The following is a 22,146-nucleotide window of genomic DNA, read 5'->3' as shown; positions in this document are numbered from 1 at the left end:
CCGGTCAGCGGGACGGGTCGACGAGGACCTTCATCTTGGTGCCGGCGTGCAGGGCGTCGAACCCCTCGTCGACCACCTCGTCGATACCGATGGAGGTCACCCATCCGGTGGTGTCGTAGGCGCCCTGGGCCATCAACCCGATCACAGCCTCGAAGTCGGCTGAGGTGTAGCACAGCGATCCCTGGATGCGGGACTCGTTCATCACCAGCCTCAACAGCGGTGTGGTCAAAGGCTTCTCGTAGATCGCCACGCTGACCATCGGCCGTCGGGCACCCACACAGGCCAGTGCGGTTTCCACCGCAGGCGCCACCCCGGCGGCGTCGTAGACGGCGTCGGCGCCGCGGCCCGAGGTGTGCTCGGCGATGAATGCCGGCACATCCACAGCGGTCGGGTCCAGGGTGCGGGCGCCCAGCGCTTCGATGGCCGCCCGCCGGGTGGGTGTCGGCTCGACCACGTAGATGTCCTCAAGACCCTTGCCCCGCAAGGCGAACCACAGCCCGATACCGATCGGTCCGGCACCGAACACCATGGCCGTGCCGTCGGCGGGTGGCTCACCGAGGGTGGCGGCGTGGTAGGCCACCGACATCGGTTCGACCAAAGCGCCCAGTTCCAGGGAGACGTTGTCGGGCAGCTTGTGCAACATATCGGTGGGCACCACGGTGTACTCGGCCATCCCACCGTCGGACATCAGGCCGTGGAACCCGATCTGCGCGCAGATGTTGTAGTTGCCGGCCTGACAGGCGGGGCAGTGTCCGCACCGGTAGATCGGCTCGACCGCCACCCGGTCGCCCTCGGCCCAACCCTCGACCCCCGCGCCGACGGCGGTGATCGTGCCGGCGAACTCGTGTCCCATGACCAGTGGCAGCTGCTGGCCGGTCAGCGGATGGGGTGCGGTGGGGATGAAGATGGGTCCGGCGAAGTATTCGTGCAGGTCGGTCCCGCAGATGCCGTTGAAGCCGACCTGGATCTGGACAGTGCCCGGCCCGGGCTCGGGCCGGGCCACCTCGGTGACGTCGAGCTTGTGGGGTCCGTAGTACACAGCTGCTTTCATGGTGTCCGTTCTATGTGGCCTGGACCACAGTCCGAAAGAGTTGCAAGGGGTTGCACGCCGGCTCCATTGCCCGAGCTGCAACCCCCTGCAACCCTTGTGAGGCCTGCCGGGCCGGGTGTGTGCTGCCTCACATGACCCAGACCGTTGAACGTCCCGCTGCACCGCCCACACCGTCGCCCCAGGAGCGGGTCGACGCCTGGCTCGCAGATTTCGAACATGCCCTGGCCACCCGCGATATCGAGCGCGCCGTCGGCAAGTTCGCCGTCGACAGCTTCTGGCGCGACCTGGTGTCCTTCACCTGGAACCTCAAGACCCTGGAGGGTCGCGACGCCATCGGCGAGATGCTGGAGAACCGCCTGGCCGGCACCGACCCCTCCGGGTTCCGGACCCGCGAGACCCCGACTCAGGACGGGGAGGTGACGACCGCCTTCATCGAGTTCGAGACCGCCGTCGGGCGCGGGGTGGGGCATCTGCGCCTGAAGGGGGATGAAGGCTGGACCCTGCTGACCACGCTGCAGGAGCTCAAGGGCCACGAGGAGCACAAGGGCGTCACCCGCACCCTCGGCGCCGTGCACGGCTCCGACCCCGACACCCGGTCGTGGGCGGAGAAGCGACTCGACGAGGAGCGCACCCTCGGCTACTCCGAGCAGCCGTACGTGGTGGTCGTCGGCGGCGGGCAGGGCGGGATCGCGCTGGGTGCGCGGCTGCGCCAGCTCGGCGTGCCGGCCATCGTCATCGACAAGCACGAGCGGCCCGGCGACCAGTGGCGCAAGCGCTACAAGTCCCTGTGCCTGCACGATCCGGTGTGGTACGACCACCTGCCCTACCTGCCGTTCCCGCAGAACTGGCCGGTGTTCGCACCCAAGGACAAGATCGGCGACTGGCTGGAGTTCTACACCAGGGTGATGGAGGTGCCGTACTGGTCGAAGACGTCGTGTGTGGCAGCCACCTACAACGAGGCGGACCAGCGGTGGACCGTGGAGGTCGACCGCGACGGCGAGAAGGTGACGCTTCACCCGGCACACCTGGTGCTGGCCACCGGAATGTCGGGCAAGCCGAATGTGCCCTCGTTCCCCGGGCAGGACGTCTTCCTCGGCGATCAGCATCACTCCAGTCACCACCCCGGTCCCGACCGTTACGCGGGCAAGCGGGCGGTGGTGATCGGCTCCAACAACTCCGCGCACGATATCTGCAAGGCCCTGTTCGAGAACGGTGCCGATGTCACCATGGTGCAGCGTTCCTCGACACATATCGTGAAATCGGATTCGCTGATGGATCTCGGTCTGGGCGACCTGTACTCGGAGCGGGCGCTGGCCGCGGGAATGACGACGGAGAAGGCCGATCTGACCTTCGCGTCGCTGCCATACCGGATCATGCACGAGTTCCAGATCCCGATCTATGACGCAATCCGCGAGCGGGACAAGGATTTCTACGCGCGACTGGAGGCTGCCGGCTTCGACCTGGACTGGGGTGACGACGGTTCCGGCCTGTTCATGAAGTACCTGCGCCGTGGCTCCGGCTACTACATCGACGTCGGCGCCTGCGATCTGATCGCCGACGGCAGCGTCAAGCTGGCCCACGGCGGCGTATCGCACCTGACGCCTAATTCGGTGGTGCTGTCCGACGGAACGGAGCTACCCGCCGATGTGGTGGTGTACGCCACCGGGTTCGGCTCGATGAACGGCTGGGCCGCCGATCTGATCGGCCAGGAGGTGGCCGACAAGGTCGGCAAGGTGTGGGGCCTGGGTTCGGAGACCACCAAGGATCCCGGACCGTGGGAGGGCGAGCAGCGCAACATGTGGAAGCCGACCCAGCAGGAGAACCTGTGGTTCCACGGCGGGAATCTGCATCAGTCCCGGCACTACTCGCTATATCTGGCGTTACAGCTCAAGGCGCGCCATGCGGGCTTGCCCACGCCGGTGTACGGGCTGCAGGAGGTGCACCACCTGTCCTGAGTCAGCAGCCCCCGTTGACGGTGCGGTCGGGCCTGCCCTGGTCGTCGACAACGATGTCGACCATCCCACCCCGGGACAGGCCCACCCGCACCGTGTGGGCATCGATCCACTGAACGAGGTTCAGCGACATGGCATCCGAGTTCACACAGCCCAGGCTGCTCTCCCGCGACAACAGGCCGCGCCGGGTGTGCAACCGCAGTTCCCACGTCATATCCGGCGCGAAACCTGCTGTGCTCTGGTACACCACCACGTCCGCGCGACCGTCCGGCGAGGGGAAGGCGGACGGGGTGTTCATCGGACTGGCGAACGCGGCCGCGAACCAGCCGATGAACCCCACCGCCGCCGCGGCCAGTGCACACACCGCCACGCCCGCCCACTTCAGCGCTGTACGGCCCAAGCCCAGCCAGCAGGCCAGGGCCAGCAGCAGGAAGCCTGGCACGCCGAACAACATTGGGTGGTAAAGCCACGGTCGCAGCACGAAATACGGGTAGAGCAGGAATCCCCCGACCGCCAGGGTGCACAGCAGCGCACCGACCAGGGTCAGGATCGCCACCGTCGTGGCGCTCGAGCGTTTGGGACGAGCCACCCGGTCAAACTAGTCGATGCCGGGCGTCACGGGTTGATGGTGCGTTCGCCGATCTGGCGGCCCCAGACGTACTCGGCGGCCAGCGGCTGACCGAGCTCGAAGTGGTTGTAGGGCGCGATGCTGGCACCGGTGTCCATCACCAGATACGGCATCGGCCACAGGTCGCGGGTGATCGGCTGCCAGCAACCCGGCCGACCCTCCGGTCCACCCCGCGCATTGACCCGCGGCAGATTGTCCGGGTAGACGTAACCGTTTCCGGCGCCGACCAGTTCGTCGGCCAGCACCAGGGAGTAGCCGTTGCCGCCGAGCATATCGGCGAATTTGGGTGCGACGTCGTGGAAGTTGCGCAACGTACACAACAGCTCGGGGCTGTAGTAGTCCAGCAGCTTGCTCGTCGGCAGCAGGTCCTGCGCACCACGGACCAGATACGGCCCACCACGCTCGAAGATGTCCCCGGCGTTGTTGCCGAACCCGACCGCCGACATCAACGCCTTGTCGATATTGCCGCGCTGCGCGTTCAGCGTCCTGGCGGTGACCACCGCATGGTCGAGCCCGTCGAACAGATCCGGAGCGGCATCGGCATACACCCCGGACAGATCCGCCAAACCCTTGGTGTCCCTGCGGATCTGCGGCATCCGGGCATTGAGCTCACCCAGAATGTCATTACCGTTGACCAGCGACTGACCGAACTTGTCCCCCAACCCATCCAGCGCCTGCGCCGCCGCGGTCAACGTCTGGTTCAACTTCACCGGATCCACCTGCTGGGCGATCCCCATGATCGTCTCGAACAACGTGTTGAACTCCGTGGTGGTGCTCGTCGCGTTGATCACCGCACCCGACTTGAGCTTGTCCGACGACGGATCCGCCGGCGACAGGAACGAGATGTACTTGTTGCCGAACACCGTCGTCGCGCGCAACTGCGCGTCCACATTGGCCGGGATCATGTCCAGGTACCGCGGTTCCACATCCAACACCAACCTGGCCCGTGACCGACCCCCGTCGGTCACCACACCCGCGGATTTCAGCCGCCCGATCGGCACCCCGTTGAAGGTCACCTTCGACCCCGGATCCATCGACAACCCGGCTCGCTCGGCCATCACCACCAGGGCGGCCTTGTCATCGAAATAGCCACGGAACTGCGCCCACGTCAGACCGAAGACCAACACCACGACGGCGAGCAACACCGCGCCGGCGATCCGGTACGGAGGTTCCTTCGCATCGTTGAAAGGACCCTCATCGACGAGCTCCGGACCACCGGTATCGGGTACTGACACCTGTCGATTTCACCATGTCACAACAGTTTTCCGCATATGCGGACAGCTGTGATACTCACCGCCCGGGGCGGCCCGTTGTGACTGCGGTAACAGTTGTAAGGCTAGTGCCAGTCCCAGACGGACATGTCGCCTGCCGGGTAGTTCTGGCAGATGTCGGTGGTGTGGGCGGCGACGCCTTTGTTGTTGAAGAACAGTTTGGCCCAGTTGGGCCAGCGCCAGGACATTTGTTCGTAGAAGGCGTTGGTGGCGGTGTCTTCGGAGTATTGGCGGCGGCCGGCGTAGTCCATGGAGAAGAACCAGTGGATGCGGTCTTGGGCGCCTTGTTGGTCGGCGGCGGGTTTGTTGTTGTAGTCGATCATGTAGCGCTCGTAGTAGACGGGTTCGACGTCGCGGGCGGCGGCCATGATCTGTTCGGCGGTGCACGGGGTGCGCAGGATGCGGTTGGGGATGGGGTAGTCGTCGGTGGCATCGGCGGACGCAATACCGGAAGTGGCGATGCCGGTGGTGATGGCGCCGGCCAGGGCGGCGGCGGCCAGGCCTATCCGGGCGGTGTTCCGAAAGTTGGTGCGCATCATGATGATTTCCCTCCTAGGCGGCGTGGTCGATGTCGCCGCGTTTTTCGGGGCAGTAGTAGTCGACGGCCAGCCCCACGAACTGCCACACCTGCTCGGTGCTGCTGTCGCGGTCCAGCTGATTCCGTACGAACGTCGCCGTCTGCGCCGCATCGGTGTCGACGTTGTTGTACATCCGCTTGCACATGATCTTGCCGATCCAGGCGTTGTAATCCTTCTGCCCGTAGATCCCCACGGTGTGCAGCTGATGGGCGAAGTTGGTGTCGGGATCCCGGTCATACGCCGGGTCGGCACTCGCGACCCCTGCGGTCGCGAAAGCGATTGCCGCACCGGCCATCACCATGGCTACGCGTTTCATGACAGGACCTCCTGGGGGTTCTTCTGGATGGGTGCCGGCCAGTTCTCCGGGACCGGGCGCTGACGCACCCGCTGCGGCCACCAGAACCACTTGCCCAGCAGCGCCGCGATCGCGGGTGTCATGAACGACCGGATGATCAAGGTGTCGAACAACAGGCCCAGGCCGATGGTCGTGCCGACCTGCCCGATCACGGTCAGCTCGCTGACCGCCATCGAGATCATGGTGAAGGCGAACACCAGACCGGCCGAGGTGACCACCGATCCGGTACCGCCCATCGACCGGATGATGCCGGTGTTCAGGCCTGCGTGGATCTCCTCCTTGAATCGGGAGACCAAGAGCAGGTTGTAGTCCGCGCCCACCGCCAACAGGATGATCACCGACATCGCCAGAACCATCCAGTGCAGCGGGGTGCCCAGCAGGTGTTGCCACAACAGCACCGAGAGCCCGAAGGACGCACCGAGTGACACCAGGACCGTACCGACGATCACCGCGGAGGCGACGATCGCGCGGGTGATGATCAGCATGATGATGAAGATCAGGCACAGCGAGGCGATCCCGGCGATGACCAGATCCCAGTTCGCCCCCTCCTGCATGTCCTTGAAGGTGGCGGCGGTACCGGCCAGGTAGATCTTGGAGCCCTCCAGCGGGGTGCCCTTGATGGCCTCCTTGGCGGCCTGCTTGATGGCCTCGATATGCGAGATGCCTTCGGGGCTCATCGGATCGCCGTCATGGCTGATGATGAAGCGCACCGACTTGCCGTCGGGGGAGATGAAGTTCTTCATACCCGTTTTGAATTCGGGATTGTCGAACGTCTCGGGCGGCAGATAGAAGGAGTCGTCGTTGCGGGCCGCGTCGAACGCTTCACCCATCGCCGACGAGTTGTCCTGCATCGCCGACATCTGATCCTGTATGCCCTTCTGGGTCTGATACATGGTCAGCATGTAGGTCTTCATGTTCTTCATCGTGGCGATCATCGACGGCATGAGCGCCACCATCTGCGGCATCAGCGTGTCCAGCCGCTCCATATCGGGCATCAGCTTCTGGATGTCGTCGGTCATGGTGTCGATACCGTCGAGGGTGTCGAAGATCGACCTGATGGCCCAGCACGACGGGATGTCGTAGCAGTGCGGTTCCCAGTACAGGTAATTGCGGATGGGCCGGAAGAAATCGTCGAAATCGGCGATATGGTCCCGCAATTCGGCCACATCGAGGGTCATGGTCTTCATCTTGGTGACCATCGAATGCGTGGTGGCCGCCATCTGGGCCGTGATGTTGGACATCTTGGTCATGTTGTCGATCGTGACCTGCATGTCATCGGCCTGCTTGAGCATGTTGGCCATCATGTCCTGCTGGTACTTCTCGTTCATTTTCTGCGTGGTGCCCTGCATGCTGATCTGGAACGGGATCGAGGTGTGCTCGATCGGGGTTCCCTGCGGCCGGGTGATGGCCTGCACCCGCCCGATACCGGGCGTGCGGAACACCGCCTTGGCGATCTTGTCGATCACCAGGAAGTCCGCCGAGTTACGCAGATCGTGATCGCTCTCGATGAGCAGCAGTTCCGGGTTCATCCGGGCCTGGTTGAAATGCCGATCCGCCGCCGCGTAGCCCTCGGCCGCAGGCAGATTGCCAGGCAGATAGTTTCGGTCGTTGTAGTTGGTCTGGTAGCCGGGCAGTGCGACCAGACCGACGAGACACAGGGCCAGCGTCGCGACCAGGATCGGCCCGGGCCAGCGCACCACCACGGCACCGATCTTGCGCCAGCCGCGGATCCGCGCACTGCGCTTGGGCTCCAACGTCTTTCCGAATCGGGTCGCCACCGAGATGATGGCCGGGCCGAGGGTCAGGGCGCAGAACACCAGGGTGACCATGCCGACGGCCAGCGGGATACCGAGCGATTGGAAGTACGGCAGTTTGGTGAAGTGCAGGCAGAACGTCGCGCCGGCAATCGTCATACCCGAGCCCAAGATCACGTGCGCGGTGCCGTGATACATGTCGTAGTAGGCGGCTTCCCGGTCCAAACCCCGGGTGCGCGCCTCTTGATAGCGGCCGATCAGGAAGATCGCGTAGTCCGTCGCCGCGGCGATGGCCAGCGTCACCAACAGGTTCGTCGCGAACGTCGAGAGCCCGATGATGTCGTAGTAGCCCAGGAACGCCACCGCGCCGCGGGTGGCGGCCAGGCCCAGCACCACCATCACCAAGGTCAGCAGCACCGAGACCACCGATCGATAGATCAGCAGCATCATCACGATGATCACCGCGAACGTCAGCGCCTCGATCACCTTGAGGCTGCGGTCGCTGGCGATCTGCTGATCGGCCGTCATCGCGGCCGGACCGGTGACGTAGACCTTCACCCCGGGTGGCGGCGTCAGGCTGTCCACGGCGCCCTTCACCGCGTCGATGGACTCGTTGGCCAGGGACTCACCCTGGTTACCGGCCGTGTACACCTGCACGTAGGTGGCCTTGCCGTCGGCGCTCTGCGCACCGGCCGCCGTCAGCGGATCGCCCCACATGTCCTGGATGTGCTCGACATGCTTGGTGTCGGCTTCCAGCTTCTTGATCATCTCGTCGTAGAACTTGTGCGCGGCGTCATCGAGCTGGTGATCGCTCTCCAGCACCACCATCGCCGAACTGTTCGACTTGAACTCCTGGAAGTTCTCGCCGACCCGCTTCATCGAGATCACCGACGGCGCGGTCTCGGGGCTCATCGACACCGCTTTCATCTGCCCCACCACTTCGAGCTGCGGGACGATGACATTGAGCAGGGCGACGACCGCCACCCAGCCGATGATGATCGGGACGGCAAGCGTGCGTACCCATTTCGCGATGCCGCGACGGTCGTGGCCGGCGGCTCGCGGGGCCGCCGCGAAGGCGTCGGTGGGCGGCTCGTGCGGAGCACTCGTGTCGTCGTGAGGTGCACTCATGCGGATTTCACCAAGCAGTAGGTATGGGCGCCGACACCGTCGACAGTACGTTCGTCTTTGACTTCGTCGTCGACGGTGATGCGGCAGGAAAGACTGGAGCCGTCACCCTGGCCGGAGATCGTGGGGAAGACCGAGGGCGCGGTGGTGCTCAGCGTCAGCGTCCAGGGCAGCGCGACGTTGTCGGCGCGCTGCGGTTTGGCATCCAGGTCCATGTAGTTGACGTTCGCCGTCGCACCCGGCTCACCCCAGATCTCGTACTTGACCACCTTGGGGTCGAACGGCTCGCTCTCATCGGCGGCACTGTTCTCCGTGGAGACATAGCCCGGGCCGGTCCCGAAGAACGTGCGAACCCGCATCACCGTGAATGACGCGACGGCCACCACCACGACGATGACCAGGGGTATCCACACGCGTTTCAACACGTTCATCGCCCGACTCCGTCCGATCCGTGAACAGCCTCAGTTAGCCTAGCTACTCGACTGGACGAGATTAGCCAATCGGCTAAGTTAGGACAAGACGAACGTCAGACTCTGTGACGGCGGATACTGTCCGTGCAAAGATGCGCAGCAGGTCACACGCCGGATCAGGGACCAGATCCGGGAAAGGAGGCGGTCGGATGGCCAAGCCAGTGGCTCAGCGCGGCTTCGCGCGTGAACGCGTCCTCGACGCCGCCCTCAATCTGTTCGCCGAGCGTGGCGTCAACGGCACCTCGCTGCAGATGATCGCCGACCACCTCGGCGTCAGCAAGGCCGCGATCTACTACCAGTTCCACACCAAAGACGACATCGTGCTGTCGGTGGTCCGCCCGGTGTTCGACGATATGGACCGGCTGGTCCGCATCGCCGAGACCATCTCCAATCCGGACTCCCGCCGCGATGCCACCATCAGCGGTTTCGTCGAGATGGCGATCCGGCACCGGCGCATCGGCACCTTGTTCTACGGCGATCCCGCGGTGCTCGAGCTCGTCCGGGCGCACAAGGAGTTCGAGGATTGCGGTGATCGCCTGCGCGAGCTGCTGATCGGCCCGACCGTCGACGTCGAGACCCGGGTCACGATCGGGATGATCACCGCGGGCATCTTCGGCAGCACCACCGAACCGCACCTGAGCGATATCTCCGACGGCGATCTGCACCGCATCCTGCTCGACCGTGCCCAGCGCCTGCTGGCGGTCGCCGCCCAACCCGGCACCGCCGCTCTGCGCGGGTGAACACGGTGATGCTGCGACGCATGGGCCTTGCCGCGCTGGCCGCCGTCAGCCTCGCGTCCGCGACGCCGGGGGTGGCGCATGCGATGCCCAGTCCGCTGGATGCCCTGGTCTCCTCGGCCGCGCAACGGCTGCAGGTCGCCGACCCTGTCGCCGCGGTCAAATGGATCACCCACGGGGACATCGAGGATCCGGTGCGCGTCCAACAGGTGCTCGACGCCGTCGCCACGACGGCGGGCACCCGCGGGATCGACGCCGACTACGTCCGACGCATCTTCACCGACCAGATCCAGGCCACCGAGGCGGTCGAGTACCGCCGGTTCGCGGAATGGAAACTCGACCCCGCCGCCGCGCCGTCGTCGGCGCCCGACCTGTCCTCGTCCCGGTCCCGCATCGACGCGCTGAACACGACGATCGTCGACGAGCTTGCCGCGCAATGGGATCTGTTGCATTCGCCGGCCTGCGTCCCGGCCCTGCGCGAGGCGGCCGACAACGCGGCCACGGCGTACGGCCTGGACCCGGACTACCGGGACGCGTTGGCTTTCGCGACCCACTCATACTGCGGCTGAGGTCGGCGCGCCTCGCTCACCCCGGCGCTGCTTGGCCACACCGAAAGTGGCCACCGTCCGCACCAGTTGCTCCAGATCTGCCACCCGCCCGACCGGGACGCCCCCGGGCACCAGCCACACCGCGGGACCGCCCCGGGTGAGCTGCAGCTGGGGCACCGGTTCCCGCAGCACGGTGATCCGCGCACCGTCGCGCACGATCTGCGCCTGCAGCGGGGCGCCGTCAGTTCGGATCACGGTGAGCGCAGCGCGGCTCTTGCACACCTCGATGATGCCTGTGCGGTACTGGCCGCCCAGGCCGATCTGGACCATATCGTCGACCAGCGGAACGGTGAGATACACGGTGCCGCTACGGATCTCATCCAGATCAGGTACGCGAAGCAGCCAACGGGTGACAACGGGCATACCTTAATGATAACGATTTTCAGTAATGCCGCGCGCGGGGACCCGTCAGCGGGCGCCCACCTCCGCGGGCAACGGCGGCGGCAGCGGTGTCGTGGACGTCGGTGTCGTAGAAGTCGGCGCCGTGGACGTCACCGTGGTGGTCACCGTCGTCGCGGTGCCACTTGTCGTGGTCCCCTGCGGTTCGTGCACATCGGTGAGCGGCTCATTGCGGATGACCGTGCCGCTGGTGCTCACCTTCAGCCCGTTCGGGGTGACGGTGTAGGTGACGCCGTCGCTCTCGGCGACGTACCCGCCGTTCGAGGCGGTGGCGCTCAGAACCAGCTTGGCGCCGTCGCGCACCCGCACGCCGCGATACTCGTAGCCGCCGCTGGAGGTCTTGCAGATGGCGATGCGCGAACTGGAGGTGCTGCCGAACAGGACCGCGACCGCAGGGGCACTGCACCGGGCCGTGGAGTCGACGTAGCCCTGACTGTCACTGTCCGGAGCGGCGCCGGCCAACCCCGCCGCGGTCGCGAGCAGCGTCAGGCCCGCCGCGGCGGATGCGGCCAGGCGGACAACGGAGAGCGTGGAAGTAGGCATCACCTTCCACCTGACCACGACCCGAGTCCTTGCGCGAGCGTCAACGCCGAGGCAGCACCGAATCGTTAAGTTCCCGCAACACGCTCGCGCTGCGGTACCGCCCTGATCGCGGTGCGGATCGCCAGGTAGATCAGCGAGGACGTGACGGCGAAGAGGGGCCAGCCCATCGCGACACGCGCGATCGCGAGCAACTCGGCCTGATTCGACTCGTATAGGTGGTACTGGACGAAGAACCTGGTCCAGGACACCAGTGCCATCACGACGGTGACGGCGGCGAAGGCCAGCCGCGCCCGCCGGATGGCGCGCCAGCTGTCGTCGCGGCCGGTGACACGCGCCCAGACCACACCGACGAGTGGCCGCCGGATGAGCACCGACACCGTGAAGGCGATGGCCATGCCGAGATACATCCAGATGCCCGGGAGATAGAAGTCCCGGGCCTGGCCGGTGACGAAGGCCAGGCCGGCGCACACCAGGACCCCGGCGAACCCGAACAGCGCGGGACGGGTGGAGGCACGGCGCACCAGTTGCCACACCAGGATCACCACCGCGACGCCGACCGCGGCGGCAACGGCGGGCACCAGGCCGGCAACGGCGGAGGTCGCCGCGAACACGGTGACCGGAAGGGCGGTGTGGATGAGCCCGCGAACTCCCCCCGCATGGGCCAGCAGCGTGGCGGCCGGCGACCGCGTGTCCGTCATGTCCACCGAGGGTACGTGGGCGAGCACCAGGATTTGCTGTCTCGCACGTGAGTGAGTACTCTCTCACCTCGTGACCGTCTCCCGTCGCGATCAACTCATGGCCACCGCGCTGGCACTGTTCGCGGCCAAGGGTTATGCGGCGACGTCGGTGGCCGATATCCAGCAGGCCGCCGGCCTGGCCCCCGGATCCGGTGCCCTGTACAAGCACTTCAGCTCGAAGCGCGCCCTGCTGGAAGCGGCGATCACCAGCCGTATCGAGAAGATCGTGACCGCCCGGGAGGAATACGACTCGGGCGAACCGCAGGGCATGGTGGCCTCGGTCCGGATGGCGGGCCGGCTGATCTGGAGCAACCTGACCGAAAGCGAAGAGTTGCTGCGCGTCATGCTGCGCGAACCCGACGAACTCGGCGACCTCGACGAGAAGACGTGGCAGATCATCACCGACAACGCGTATCAACGTTTCGCCGACGAGCTCACCCGGTTGAACACGTCGGGCCGCACCCGCATCCCCGATCCCGAGGCCGCCGCCGCGGTGGCCATCGCCGCGCTGAGCTATTTCGCCACGCTCCGCGCCCTGACCACCCGCACCCCGGGCAATGTCGACGACGACCGCTATTTCGAAGCCTGGGTCGACCAGACCACCGCCGTGCTGGAACGCCACACCGTCCCCAAGAAACCTTGAGCAGCACTCGAATTCAGGAGCAAGCATGACTTTCTCGCTTCAACTGTCCGATGACGTCGTCGAGGTGCGCGACTGGGTGCACCAGTTCGCCGCCGAAATCGTCCGCCCCGCCGCATCCGAATGGGATGAGCGCGAGGAGACACCGTGGCCCATCATCGCCGAGGCGGCCAAGGTCGGCCTGTACTCCCCCGAGTTCTTCGGGACGCAGGCCGCCGAGCCGAGCGGGCTGGGCTTCCTCACCGTCTTCGAGGAACTGTTCTGGGGTGACGCCGGTATCGCGCTGTCCATCCTGGGCACCGGCCTGGCCGCAGCGGCGTTGGCCGGCAACGGAACTCCCGAGCAGATCGGCCAGTGGCTGCCGGCGATGTTCGGCACCCCGGGCGAACCCCAGCTGGGCGCATTCTGCTCATCCGAGCCCGACGCCGGCTCCGACGTCGGCGCCATCCGCACCCGGGCCCGCTATGACGAGGCCACCCGCGAGTGGGTGCTCAACGGCACCAAGACCTGGGCCACCAACGGCGGGATCGCCAACGTGCACATCGTGGTCGCCTCGGTGTATCCGGAACTGGGATCCCGCGGGCAGGCCACCTTCATCATCCCGCCCGACACCCACGGTCTGGCCCAGGGCCAGAAGTTCAAGAAACACGGTATCCGCGCCTCGCACACCGCCGAGGTCGTCCTCGACAACGTCCGGCTGCCCGAAGACCTGATCCTCGGCGGCCGGGAGAAGTTCGAGGAGCGGGTGGCCCGGGTGAAATCGGGTGCCTCCGCGGGCGGTCAGGCCGCCATGAAGACCTTCGAGCGCACCCGCCCGACCGTCGGTGCGATGGCCGTGGGGGTGGCGCGTGCCGCCTACGAGTACGCGCTCGAGTACGCCAGCCAGCGCGAGCAGTTCGGCCGCAAGATCGGTGAGTTCCAGGCGGTCGCGTTCAAACTGGCGGATATGAAGTGCCGCATCGACGCCGCCCGGCTGCTGGTGTGGCGGGCCGGCTGGATGGCGCGCAACAACCAGAGCTTCGACAGCGCCGAGGGCTCGATGGCCAAGCTGGTGGCCAGCGAGACCGCGGTCTACGTCACCGACGAGGCCATCCAGATCCTCGGCGGCAACGGCTACACCCGTGACTATCCGGTGGAACGCATGCACCGTGACGCGAAGATCTTCACCATCTTCGAAGGCACGAGTGAGATTCAGCGCCTGGTGATCTCGCGCGCCATCACCGGTCTGGCGATCCGGTAGCCCTCACTTCTGGGTGAGCAACACGTACTGGGCAGCCACCAACTGCTGGGTTTCGGGCAGCGCGACACCGTTCGCCTCGATCGCGTACTGGCCGGCCGGTGCCACGCAGTAGAAGCCCTTGGGACGAGCCGCGCAGTGACTCTGCGGCAGCGCCGGAACCTGGTCGGCCGGTTTCGCACCCTGCAACAGCACCTCGTTGTCGAAACCTTTGGTGATGGCCTGCGCCGTCTGCGAATCGCGGGACTGGTAGACATTGGCCTGGCCCATCGCCACCGCCGTGACACCGGTGTCGGCGAACAACTTCTTCGACGCGACGGGGTCGCTCTGGAAGTGCATGGCCGCCCGGGTCGGGTACACGGCATTCTTGGTCGGTTTGACCTCACCGGTGACCAGCACCGTGCGGGCCAGCAGTCCGGTCGGGTCCAGTGGAATCTGGGCCAGTGCCGCCACGTCCGTCGGGGTGAAGCCGTCGATGACCGGGCCCTGCGTGGCGATCGCCTTGGCGATCAGCCCGGTGGCAGCGTCCGGGCCGGCCGAGGTCTGCGTCAACTGGGTGAGCACGAAGGTTCCGTGCGGATTGAACGACCGCACCACGGTCCAGGGGTGATCCGATCCCTGCGGGGTGAAGGGATAGGAGACGGCCGTGGCTTCGGGATGGCCGGGTATCGGCGTGCGGTCCGGCCGGACCCCGCGGATCGGACTGGCTGCGGCGGCATCGGCCATCGCGCCCGCCGCCGCCGCGGCGGCGGCCGGGTCCGGAAACCGCAACACCGCGTTGACCAGAACGGCCTGGTCCGATTTGCGGGCGGACGCGAAGCCGCCGACGAAGCCGTGGCTCTGGGCCGCCTCGGCAATGGCCTCCGGTCCCAGTTGGGCCAACACGGCCGGGGTGTCCATGACGTAGTACGTGCCCAGGTAAGGGTCGATCAACGAGGCGTCGACATCCCACGGCCCGATCACGTACTCGGCCATTCGGCGCGCCTCGGCCGCGGCGCCCGCCTCCACAGATCCGGCCGCGCCCAACACCGGACGCGGTGCACTCAGGTAGTTACCCACGTCGAGCTGGTCGGGACTGATGACGGGCAGCGCCGAAGCCGTCGGTGCCGCAACCGAACTCGACGCTGCCGGACCCTCGTTGGCGTGCGAACATGCGGCCAGCAGTACGACGGTGGCAAGCGTGAGGCCGTGTTTCGTGAGGCGGCGCAACGCATCTGGTGTAGTCATTGCGTCCCGACCCTAGCGGGTCAATCGCCGGTTCGGACGAACTTGTCGGTGAAATCGCCGCCCTTGCACTCACCACCGGTGGACACGTTCTGACCCTTTCCGCTGAGCACGGGGATCGGATCCTGCCCCTCGCCCGGCAACGGGTACTCGGCGGTGATCTTGGTGTGAGTCGTGCCGCCCATCGCGCAGGGCACGGTGCCCTCCTCGTCACGCACCCATGTGCCGTCGGCGAAGACCAGCGTCACCACACCGTCCATGGCGTGGAACATGCTGATGCACCGATCGCCGGTGCGCAGGCAGTGGGTGCGGACCTGCAGGTCCGGCGCTCCGGGCGCGAAACCGCCCGCGGCGTAGACGGTGGACTCGTGGTAGCGCCCGTGTAACCCCGATGCCGGTGACGTCGTCCGCGGCGGCAGGGTCGCCGGGTCGGGCAGCGTGCTGCGCGGGTTCTCACCGGTGCGGGTGAAGGTGACCGTCCGCTTGCCGCTACCACAGTTATTCGCGGTGGATCTGGTGGTCTCCCCGGTCAGGGTGCCGTCGGGCTGCGGGGTGAGGGTGTACACCACCCAGACCTCGGTGGGAACGTCGGGACACTGCACCGACGCGGTGGCCACGGCGACCCAGGCGCCGGCGATCTGGTCGAAGGTCATATCCGAGACGAGCACGATGCCGCTGTCGCCGACATAGGACGCGGTGGCGATGCAGCCGTTCGAGCCGCACCCGGACCGGACGTCGTAGGTGCCCGTCGTGGCTGCCGCCCCCGGAACCGGATTGCCCTCCAGGTCGGTGCCCGGCCCGAAGTCGGCCCGGTACAAGCCGGTGAACCCCGATCCGGACGCCACCTGCGCGGCGGGGGCGGCCGGCGTGGCCGTCGGCTTGCCGTCGCGCGAGGACAACCGCACACCCGCGAAGACGGCACCGGCGACCAGCACCAGGGCGAGCACCGACAGCACCGCCACCAGTGGCTTGGAGATGCCCTTGGATGCCGGTTCCGCAGGTGGCACAGCCGCCGGAGGTTCCGGAGGTGGCGGGGTCGCCGGCAAGGTGGGGTGACTTCGGGGCTCCTCCACCGGCGCCGCGAGCTGGTACTGCAGCGCATGCGCGAACTCGCCGCAGGTGGGGTACCGGCCTTCCCGGGACTTGGCCATCGCCCGGGCCAGCACCGGATCCAGCCCACGCAGTTCCGGCCTGCGCTCACCCAGGGACGGCGCGGGCGCGGTGACGTGTTTGGTGATCACCACCGCGGGATTGCTGTCGGCATACGGCGTGGTGCCGGTGAGTAGGTGAAACGCGGTGCACGCCAACGCATATTGGTCGGTCCGGCCGTCCATCGGTTCGCCGCGCAGCTGCTCGGGTGCCGCATAGGCCACCGTGCCCACCGCCATGTTGGTCGCGGTCAGCTTCGTCGAGTCGTCCATCGGACGGGCGATGCCGAAATCCGCCAGATAGATGCGCGAGGTCTCGGATTCCAGCAAGATGTTGGCCGGCTTGATATCTCGGTGCAGTAGGCCACGCTGATGCGCGTAGTCCAAGGCCGAGGCGACGCCGGCGATGATCGGCAATGCCACGTGGGCGGGCATCCCGTTCGGGTAGTGGTCGCGCAACAACCGGGCCGCATCGGTGCCCGCCACGTAGACCATCGAGATCCAGAGTTGCCCGTCGACCTCACCGCGGTCGTACACGCCGAGGATGTTGGGGTGCGACAGGGTGGACACCAGGTCCGCCTCGCGCCGGAACCGCGGCGCGTACTCCGGATCGGCGGTGAGGGTCGCCGCCAGCACTTTCACCGCATCCTGGCGCGGCAACCTCGGATGGTCCGCGAGGTACACGCTGCCCATGCCGCCCGCGCCGAGCAACCGCCGGATGGTGTATCCGGCGAAAATCTGACCCTCGGTGAGCGACACGGGCAAATCGTATTCGACCCGTCGTAGGAAAGCGTCGGGTCTGTCAGGCAGGCTGGACAGGACATGACCATCACTGCTGCGCTGCTCGAGGACCCCACCGACCTGACCGCCCTGCGGGCGCTGGGTGCCGATCCCGACGAATTGTTCGTCTCCTTCGCCGATTGGGCGCAGCGCTGCGGGACCACGCTCTACCCGGCGCAGGAGGAGGCGCTGATCGAATTGGTCAGCGGCGCCAATGTCGTGCTGGCCACCCCGACCGGGTCCGGGAAGTCGTTGGTGGCCACCGGTGCGCAGTACGCGGCGCTGGCCGGCGGCCGGCGCAGCTATTACACGGCGCCGATCAAAGCCTTGGTCAGTGAGAAGTTCTTCGCACTGTGCGACGTGTTCGGGGCGGCCAATGTCGGCATGCTCACCGGCGACGCGGCCGTCAACGCGGGTGCGCCGATCATCGCGTGCACCGCCGAGATCCTGGCCAATGTCGCGCTGCGTGAGGGCGGTCCGGAAAGCACGGCCACCGACCTCATCGTGATGGACGAGTTCCACTTCTACGGTGACCCCGACCGCGGCTGGGCCTGGCAGGTGCCGCTGCTGGAATTGCCCCGCGCGCAGTTCCTGCTGATGTCAGCCACCCTGGGCGACGTCACCTTCCTCCGCGAAGACCTGACCCGGCGCACCGGCCGGCCCACGGCACTGGTGGCCGGCGCGCAGCGCCCCGTGCCGCTGTTCTACTCCTACGCCACCACACCGATGCACGAGACCATCGGCGACCTGCTGAACACCAAACAGGTGCCCATCTACGTGGTGCACTTCACCCAGGCCTCCGCCCTGGAGCGGGCCCAGGCGCTGATGAGCGTGAACGTCTGCACCAAGGAGGAGAAGGCCGCGATCGCCGAGGCCATCGGCAACTTCCGATTTTCGACGGCGTTCGGCACCACACTGTCCCGGCTGGTGCGCCACGGCATCGGGGTGCACCACGCGGGCATGCTGCCCAAGTACCGGCGGCTGGTCGAACAGCTGGCGCAGGCCGGCCTGCTCAAGATCATCTGCGGCACCGACACGCTCGGCGTCGGCATCAACGTGCCCATCCGGACGGTGGTGTTCACCGCACTGTCGAAGTACGACGGCACCCGCACCCGACTGCTCAAGGCCCGGGAGTTCCATCAGATCGCCGGCCGGGCCGGCCGGGCCGGTTACGACACCGCGGGCACCGTCGTCGTGCAGGCCCCCGACCACGAGGTGGAGAACCTCAAACAGTTCGCCAAAGTGGCCGACGACCCCAAGAAGCGGCGAAAACTGGTGCGCCGCAAGGTACCCGAAGGCATGGTGCCGTGGAGTGAGGCGACCATGACACGGCTGGTCGAAGCCGCACCCGAGCCGTTGACCAGCAATATGCGGGTGTCCACAGCCATGATCCTGGACGTGGTCGACCGGCCCGGGAACCCGTTCGAGTCCATGCGCCGGCTGCTCACCGACAACCACGAACCCCGCAAACGCCAGCTCAAACTCATTCTGGAAGCGGTGGGCATCGCCCGCTCGCTGCTGCAGGCCGGGATCCTGGAACGGCTGCCCGAACCCGAGCCCGACGGCAGAAGGTACCGGTTGACCGTCGACCTACCGCCCGATTTCGCCCTCAACCAACCGCTGTCGACCTTCGCGCTGGCCGCCGTCGACGTGCTCGACACCGAAGCGCAAACCTATGCGCGCGACGTGGTTTCGGTGATCGAGGCCACGTTGGAGGATCCGCGCCAGATCCTGGCCGCGCAGTTGAACAAGGCCCGCGGCGAGGCCGTGGCGCAGATGAAGGCCGACGGCATCGAGTACGACGAGCGTATCGAGTTGCTCGACGAGGTGACCTATCCCAAACCGCTGCAGGAGATGCTCGAGTACACCTTCGGGGTGTACCTGCGCACCAATCCGTGGGCCGCCGACGGGAAACTCGCCCCGAAGTCGATCGTGCGCGAGATGTGGGAGCGGGCGCAGACCTTCCGGGAGTTCGTCAGCGAGTACGGCTTGACCAGGTCGGAGGGAGCGGTGTTGCGCTACCTCTCCGACGCGTTCAAGGCGCTGCGGTCCGGGGTGGCCGCCACCGCACGTACCGAGGAGCTCATCGATATCGTCGAGTGGCTCGGTGAGCTTGTGCGTCAAGTGGATTCGAGCCTGCTCGACGAATGGGAGCAGCTCACCAGCGGAGACCTGCCCGATGCTGCGCCGGTGACCGTGCCGGTGCGTGCGCTGACGGCCAACGAACGTGCGTTCACGGCGATGGTGCGCAACGCGCTGTTCCGGCGGGTCGAGTTGTTCGCGCGCCGGCGCTGGGCAGATCTGGGCGCGCTGGATGCCGGTTCGGGCTGGCCGGCACACCGTTGGGAAGAGGTCGGGGCGGCGTATGCCCGCGAACATGACGACGTGGGCACCGGCGCCGACGCCCGGGGGCCCGCCCTGCTGATCTTCGACCGCCAACCCGAGGTGTGGCGGGTCCGGCAGATCCTCGACGACCCCGCCGGCGATCATGACTGGGGATTCGACATAGAGGTGGACCTGGCCGCGTCGGATGAGGAAGGATTTCCGGTGGTGCGGATGACCGGTGCCGGGCGGCTCGACTGATCGTCACCGGGCAGCACGTGGGGTTCAGATGAGGATTTCCTGGGTATTCCGTTCGTGCTCAGCGCGGGGCACTGGCGCCACCGCGGGTCGGGGACAAAGTGTGGAGCAGTGGTGAAGAATCGGATTGATCATTGGTTGGGCGCCGCGGCAGCGGCGGTGTGCGCGGCGGCGGGCTCACTCGCCGGCGCTGGTCAGGCTGTGGCGGATCCGGCCGACGCGTGTCCGGACGTGCAGGTCGTCTTCGCGCGGGGGACGTTCGAGCCGGCGGGTATCGGCGGTACCGGCAGGGCGTTCGTGGATGCGCTGCGGGCCAAGACCCCGGGCAAGTCGGTGGACGTCTACGCGGTGAACTACCCTGCCTCCCTCGATTTCTCGACGGCGGCCGACGGGGTGATCGACGCCAGCAACAAGGTGAAGGCCACCGCGTCGGCCTGCCCGAACACCTTGATCGTGCTCGGCGGCTTCTCGCAGGGTGCGGCGGTGGCCGCCTACATCACGGCCGACGCCGTGCCGGCGGGCTTCGCCCTGCCCTCGGGTCTGACCGGGCCGATGCCGCCGTCGGTGGCCGATCACGTGGCCGCGGTGGCGCTGTTCGGCAAACCGTCCAGTGGCTTCCTGCAGATGATCTACACCGGCGCGCCACCGATCACCGTCGGCTCCCGGTACGCGGACAAGACCGATGACTTGTGCATCCCGGAAGATCCGGTGTGCTCACCGACCGGTCATGACCAGGGCGCCCACGGTTCGTACGCCGCCCGCGGCCTCACCGACCAGGCGGCCGACTACGTGGTCAGCCGGCTGGGCGGCCGTACCGCGGCCCAGCCCATCGACCAGACCGGCCAGCGTTAAACCAGTTCGCGCAGCGTCTCGATCAGCTTGACCCGGGCGGCGGGCGTCTCGGCGATGGGCACGACGTTGAGTGCCGTCACACCCGCCTCCCGGAACGCGGCGACCCGCTCCTTGACGAATCCCGCTGAGCCGATGAGCGATACGTCGCGTACCAGCTCGTCGGGCACCGCCTTGGCGGCGGCCTCCTTCTCACCGGCCAGGTAGAGCTCCTGGATGCGGTCGGCCTGCGGTCCGTAGCCGTAGCTGGTGGCCAGCGAGTGGTAGAAGTTCTTGCCCTTCGCGCCCATCCCGCCGATATACAGCGCCAGATGGGGTTTGACGAACTCGCGGAGCGGTTCGACGTCATCGCCGATGGCGAGCACCGGCCCGGCGTAGATGTCCAGTTCGCCCAGCGCCGGATCGCGCTTGGCACGCCCGGCCGCCAGCGCCCGGCCCCAGACGTCACCGGCCTTCTCCGGCAGGAAGAAGATGGGCTGCCAGCCTTCGGCGATCTCCGCGGTCAGCTCGACGTTCTTGGGCCCCAGGGCGGCCAGCAGGATCGGGACCCGTTCCCGGACCGGCTCGTTGATCAGCTTGAGCGGTTTGCCCAGTCCGGTGCCGCGGTCCTTGGGCAACGGGATGGTGTAGTGCTCACCGTCGAACTGCAGCCGTTCGCGGCGCCAGACCTGCCGGCAGATCTGCACCACCTCACGAGTCCGGGCGATGGGCGCGTCGTACGGCACCCCGTGGAAGCCCTCGATGACCTGCGGCCCGGAGGCCCCCAGGCCGAGGATGAACCGGCCGTCGGACACGTAATCCAGTCCGGCGGCCGTCATCGCGGTCAGGGTGGGGGTGCGGGTGTAGAGCTGCATGATGCCCGAGGCCAGTTGCACCCGTTCGGTGCTGGCCGCCAGATAGCCCAGTGCGCTCACCGCATCGAACGAGTACGCCTCCGGGACGAACACGATGTCCAAGCCGGCGCGTTCGAGGTCGGCGACCTCGGCCGCGACCTCTTTGAATCCGCCGGCGTAGTTGATACCCAGCCCGATCTTCATGCGCGGTGCTCTCCGAGGGCTTCCCTCTGGATCTGCGGGAACTGGGCGGCCATCGCCTCGGACAACGCCTGCGCCCCGGAGAGCGGTCGGACCATCACCATGAAGTCGTCGATGAGGCCGGCGTCGTTGGTGTGGATGAAGTCGCAACCGGTGATCCGTTTACCGGACACCGTCGCCTCGAAGACCAGCGCGTGATCGTGTCCATCGTTGATCTCGCGGATGTAGCGGAAGTCCTCGAACACCCGCAGCACCCCGCGCAGGATGGCCGCGGTGATCGGTTTGCCCGGATACGGCTTGAAGGCCACCGGGCTGGTGAACACCACATCGTCGGCCAGCTGGGCGGCCATCGCGTCGGGATCGCGGGCTTCGACGGCTTGACGGAAGGGATGCATCCGGCACCTCACATAGTCACATTGTTGAATAGGTGTGGATGACAGTACAGT

21 protein-coding genes are annotated in these 22,146 nt (G+C 66.8%); 7 read left to right on the top strand and 14 right to left on the bottom strand.

Annotated features, from left to right (window positions below):
* Positions 1-4: 4 nt before the first annotated feature.
* Positions 5-1,051 (bottom strand): 2,3-butanediol dehydrogenase, encoded by a 1,047-nt coding sequence (locus FHU31_RS01705; RefSeq protein ID WP_167155102.1) that lies wholly within the window; start codon positions 1,049-1,051, stop codon positions 5-7.
* A 131-nt stretch (positions 1,052-1,182) separates the two neighbouring features.
* On the opposite strand from FHU31_RS01705, the gene FHU31_RS01700 reads away from it, so the two are divergent.
* Positions 1,183-3,006 (top strand): flavin-containing monooxygenase, encoded by a 1,824-nt coding sequence (locus FHU31_RS01700; protein ID WP_167155099.1) that lies wholly within the window; start codon positions 1,183-1,185, stop codon positions 3,004-3,006.
* Between the two features lies 1 nt (position 3,007).
* Here the strand turns inward: FHU31_RS01700 and FHU31_RS01695 are convergent, their stop codons facing one another.
* The 6 genes from FHU31_RS01695 to FHU31_RS01670 all read right to left on the bottom strand — a co-directional run bounded on the left by FHU31_RS01695 (position 3,008) and on the right by FHU31_RS01670 (position 9,145).
* Entirely contained in the window at positions 3,008-3,592 is a 585-nt protein-coding gene (locus FHU31_RS01695; RefSeq protein WP_167155096.1) for a hypothetical protein, read from the bottom strand.
* A gap of 26 nt (positions 3,593-3,618) precedes the next feature.
* Positions 3,619-4,866, bottom strand: a complete 1,248-nt coding sequence (locus FHU31_RS01690; RefSeq protein WP_167155093.1) for an MCE family protein — start codon at positions 4,864-4,866, stop codon at positions 3,619-3,621.
* 101 nt (positions 4,867-4,967) lie between these two features.
* Positions 4,968-5,438 (bottom strand): DUF5078 domain-containing protein, encoded by a 471-nt coding sequence (locus FHU31_RS01685; protein WP_167160500.1) that lies wholly within the window; start codon positions 5,436-5,438, stop codon positions 4,968-4,970.
* A gap of 16 nt (positions 5,439-5,454) precedes the next feature.
* Positions 5,455-5,796 (bottom strand): DUF732 domain-containing protein, encoded by a 342-nt coding sequence (locus FHU31_RS01680; RefSeq protein ID WP_167155090.1) that lies wholly within the window; start codon positions 5,794-5,796, stop codon positions 5,455-5,457.
* Positions 5,793-8,717: an MMPL/RND family transporter gene (locus tag FHU31_RS01675; protein WP_167155087.1), complete on the bottom strand. Its 2,925-nt coding sequence runs from the start codon at positions 8,715-8,717 to the stop codon at positions 5,793-5,795. The genes FHU31_RS01680 and FHU31_RS01675 overlap by 4 nt, the downstream gene beginning before the upstream one ends.
* Positions 8,714-9,145 (bottom strand): MmpS family transport accessory protein, encoded by a 432-nt coding sequence (locus FHU31_RS01670; RefSeq protein ID WP_090359274.1) that lies wholly within the window; start codon positions 9,143-9,145, stop codon positions 8,714-8,716. Before FHU31_RS01670 ends, FHU31_RS01675 begins: the two co-directional genes overlap by 4 nt.
* 188 nt (positions 9,146-9,333) lie before the next feature.
* On the opposite strand from FHU31_RS01670, the gene FHU31_RS01665 reads away from it, so the two are divergent.
* Positions 9,334-9,924: a TetR/AcrR family transcriptional regulator gene (locus FHU31_RS01665; RefSeq protein WP_090359276.1), complete on the top strand. Its 591-nt coding sequence runs from the start codon at positions 9,334-9,336 to the stop codon at positions 9,922-9,924.
* 8 nt (positions 9,925-9,932) lie between these two features.
* On the top strand, positions 9,933-10,490 hold the full coding sequence (locus FHU31_RS01660) for a chorismate mutase (protein ID WP_167160499.1): 558 nt from the start codon (positions 9,933-9,935) through the stop codon (positions 10,488-10,490).
* On the opposite strand, the gene FHU31_RS01655 is transcribed toward FHU31_RS01660, so the two are convergent.
* From FHU31_RS01655 to FHU31_RS01645, 3 genes are all read right to left on the bottom strand, one after another.
* Positions 10,476-10,892 carry a hypothetical protein gene (locus FHU31_RS01655; RefSeq protein WP_167155084.1) on the bottom strand — a complete coding sequence of 139 codons (417 nt, stop codon included), beginning with the start codon at positions 10,890-10,892 and terminating at the stop codon, positions 10,476-10,478. The two genes, FHU31_RS01660 and FHU31_RS01655, sit on opposite strands and share 15 nt — an antisense overlap.
* 45 nt (positions 10,893-10,937) lie before the next feature.
* Positions 10,938-11,471 carry a hypothetical protein gene (locus FHU31_RS01650; RefSeq protein WP_167155081.1) on the bottom strand — a complete coding sequence of 178 codons (534 nt, stop codon included), beginning with the start codon at positions 11,469-11,471 and terminating at the stop codon, positions 10,938-10,940.
* Between the two features lie 65 nt (positions 11,472-11,536).
* Positions 11,537-12,169 carry a DUF3159 domain-containing protein gene (locus FHU31_RS01645; RefSeq protein ID WP_167155078.1) on the bottom strand — a complete coding sequence of 211 codons (633 nt, stop codon included), beginning with the start codon at positions 12,167-12,169 and terminating at the stop codon, positions 11,537-11,539.
* A gap of 97 nt (positions 12,170-12,266) precedes the next feature.
* Here FHU31_RS01645 and FHU31_RS01640 point away from each other — a divergent pair, with 97 nt between their 5' ends.
* Both FHU31_RS01640 and FHU31_RS01635 read left to right on the top strand, forming a co-directional pair.
* A complete protein-coding gene (locus FHU31_RS01640; RefSeq protein ID WP_167160498.1) occupies positions 12,267-12,851 on the top strand; it encodes a TetR/AcrR family transcriptional regulator in 585 nt (194 codons plus the stop codon).
* A gap of 25 nt (positions 12,852-12,876) precedes the next feature.
* Positions 12,877-14,088: an acyl-CoA dehydrogenase family protein gene (locus FHU31_RS01635; RefSeq protein ID WP_167155075.1), complete on the top strand. Its 1,212-nt coding sequence runs from the start codon at positions 12,877-12,879 to the stop codon at positions 14,086-14,088.
* A gap of 3 nt (positions 14,089-14,091) precedes the next feature.
* On the opposite strand, the gene FHU31_RS01630 is transcribed toward FHU31_RS01635, so the two are convergent.
* Both FHU31_RS01630 and FHU31_RS01625 read right to left on the bottom strand, forming a co-directional pair.
* Positions 14,092-15,312: a DUF7373 family lipoprotein gene (locus FHU31_RS01630; protein WP_167155072.1), complete on the bottom strand. Its 1,221-nt coding sequence runs from the start codon at positions 15,310-15,312 to the stop codon at positions 14,092-14,094.
* A gap of 20 nt (positions 15,313-15,332) precedes the next feature.
* A complete protein-coding gene (locus tag FHU31_RS01625) occupies positions 15,333-17,216 on the bottom strand; it encodes a serine/threonine-protein kinase (RefSeq protein ID WP_167155068.1) in 1,884 nt (627 codons plus the stop codon).
* Positions 17,217-17,279: 63 nt separating this feature from the next.
* Here FHU31_RS01625 and FHU31_RS01620 point away from each other — a divergent pair, with 63 nt between their 5' ends.
* Both FHU31_RS01620 and FHU31_RS01615 read left to right on the top strand, forming a co-directional pair.
* Positions 17,280-19,820, top strand: a complete 2,541-nt coding sequence (locus tag FHU31_RS01620) for a DEAD/DEAH box helicase (RefSeq protein ID WP_208410108.1) — start codon at positions 17,280-17,282, stop codon at positions 19,818-19,820.
* A 156-nt stretch (positions 19,821-19,976) separates the two neighbouring features.
* Positions 19,977-20,669 carry a cutinase family protein gene (locus FHU31_RS01615; protein WP_263988132.1) on the top strand — a complete coding sequence of 231 codons (693 nt, stop codon included), beginning with the start codon at positions 19,977-19,979 and terminating at the stop codon, positions 20,667-20,669.
* Here FHU31_RS01615 and FHU31_RS01610 read toward each other — a convergent pair.
* Positions 20,666-21,703 (bottom strand): LLM class F420-dependent oxidoreductase, encoded by a 1,038-nt coding sequence (locus FHU31_RS01610; protein WP_167155064.1) that lies wholly within the window; start codon positions 21,701-21,703, stop codon positions 20,666-20,668. The genes FHU31_RS01615 and FHU31_RS01610 overlap by 4 nt on opposite strands.
* Positions 21,700-22,095, bottom strand: a complete 396-nt coding sequence (locus tag FHU31_RS01605) for a nuclear transport factor 2 family protein (RefSeq protein WP_167155061.1) — start codon at positions 22,093-22,095, stop codon at positions 21,700-21,702. Before FHU31_RS01605 ends, FHU31_RS01610 begins: the two co-directional genes overlap by 4 nt.
* Positions 22,096-22,146 lie beyond the last annotated feature (51 nt).

The organism is Mycolicibacterium fluoranthenivorans, from assembly GCF_011758805.1.
GTDB lineage: Bacteria > Actinomycetota > Actinomycetes > Mycobacteriales > Mycobacteriaceae > Mycobacterium > Mycobacterium fluoranthenivorans.
Note: the sequence above shows the minus strand (reverse complement) of the source record. Positions and strands in the feature narration are given on the sequence as shown.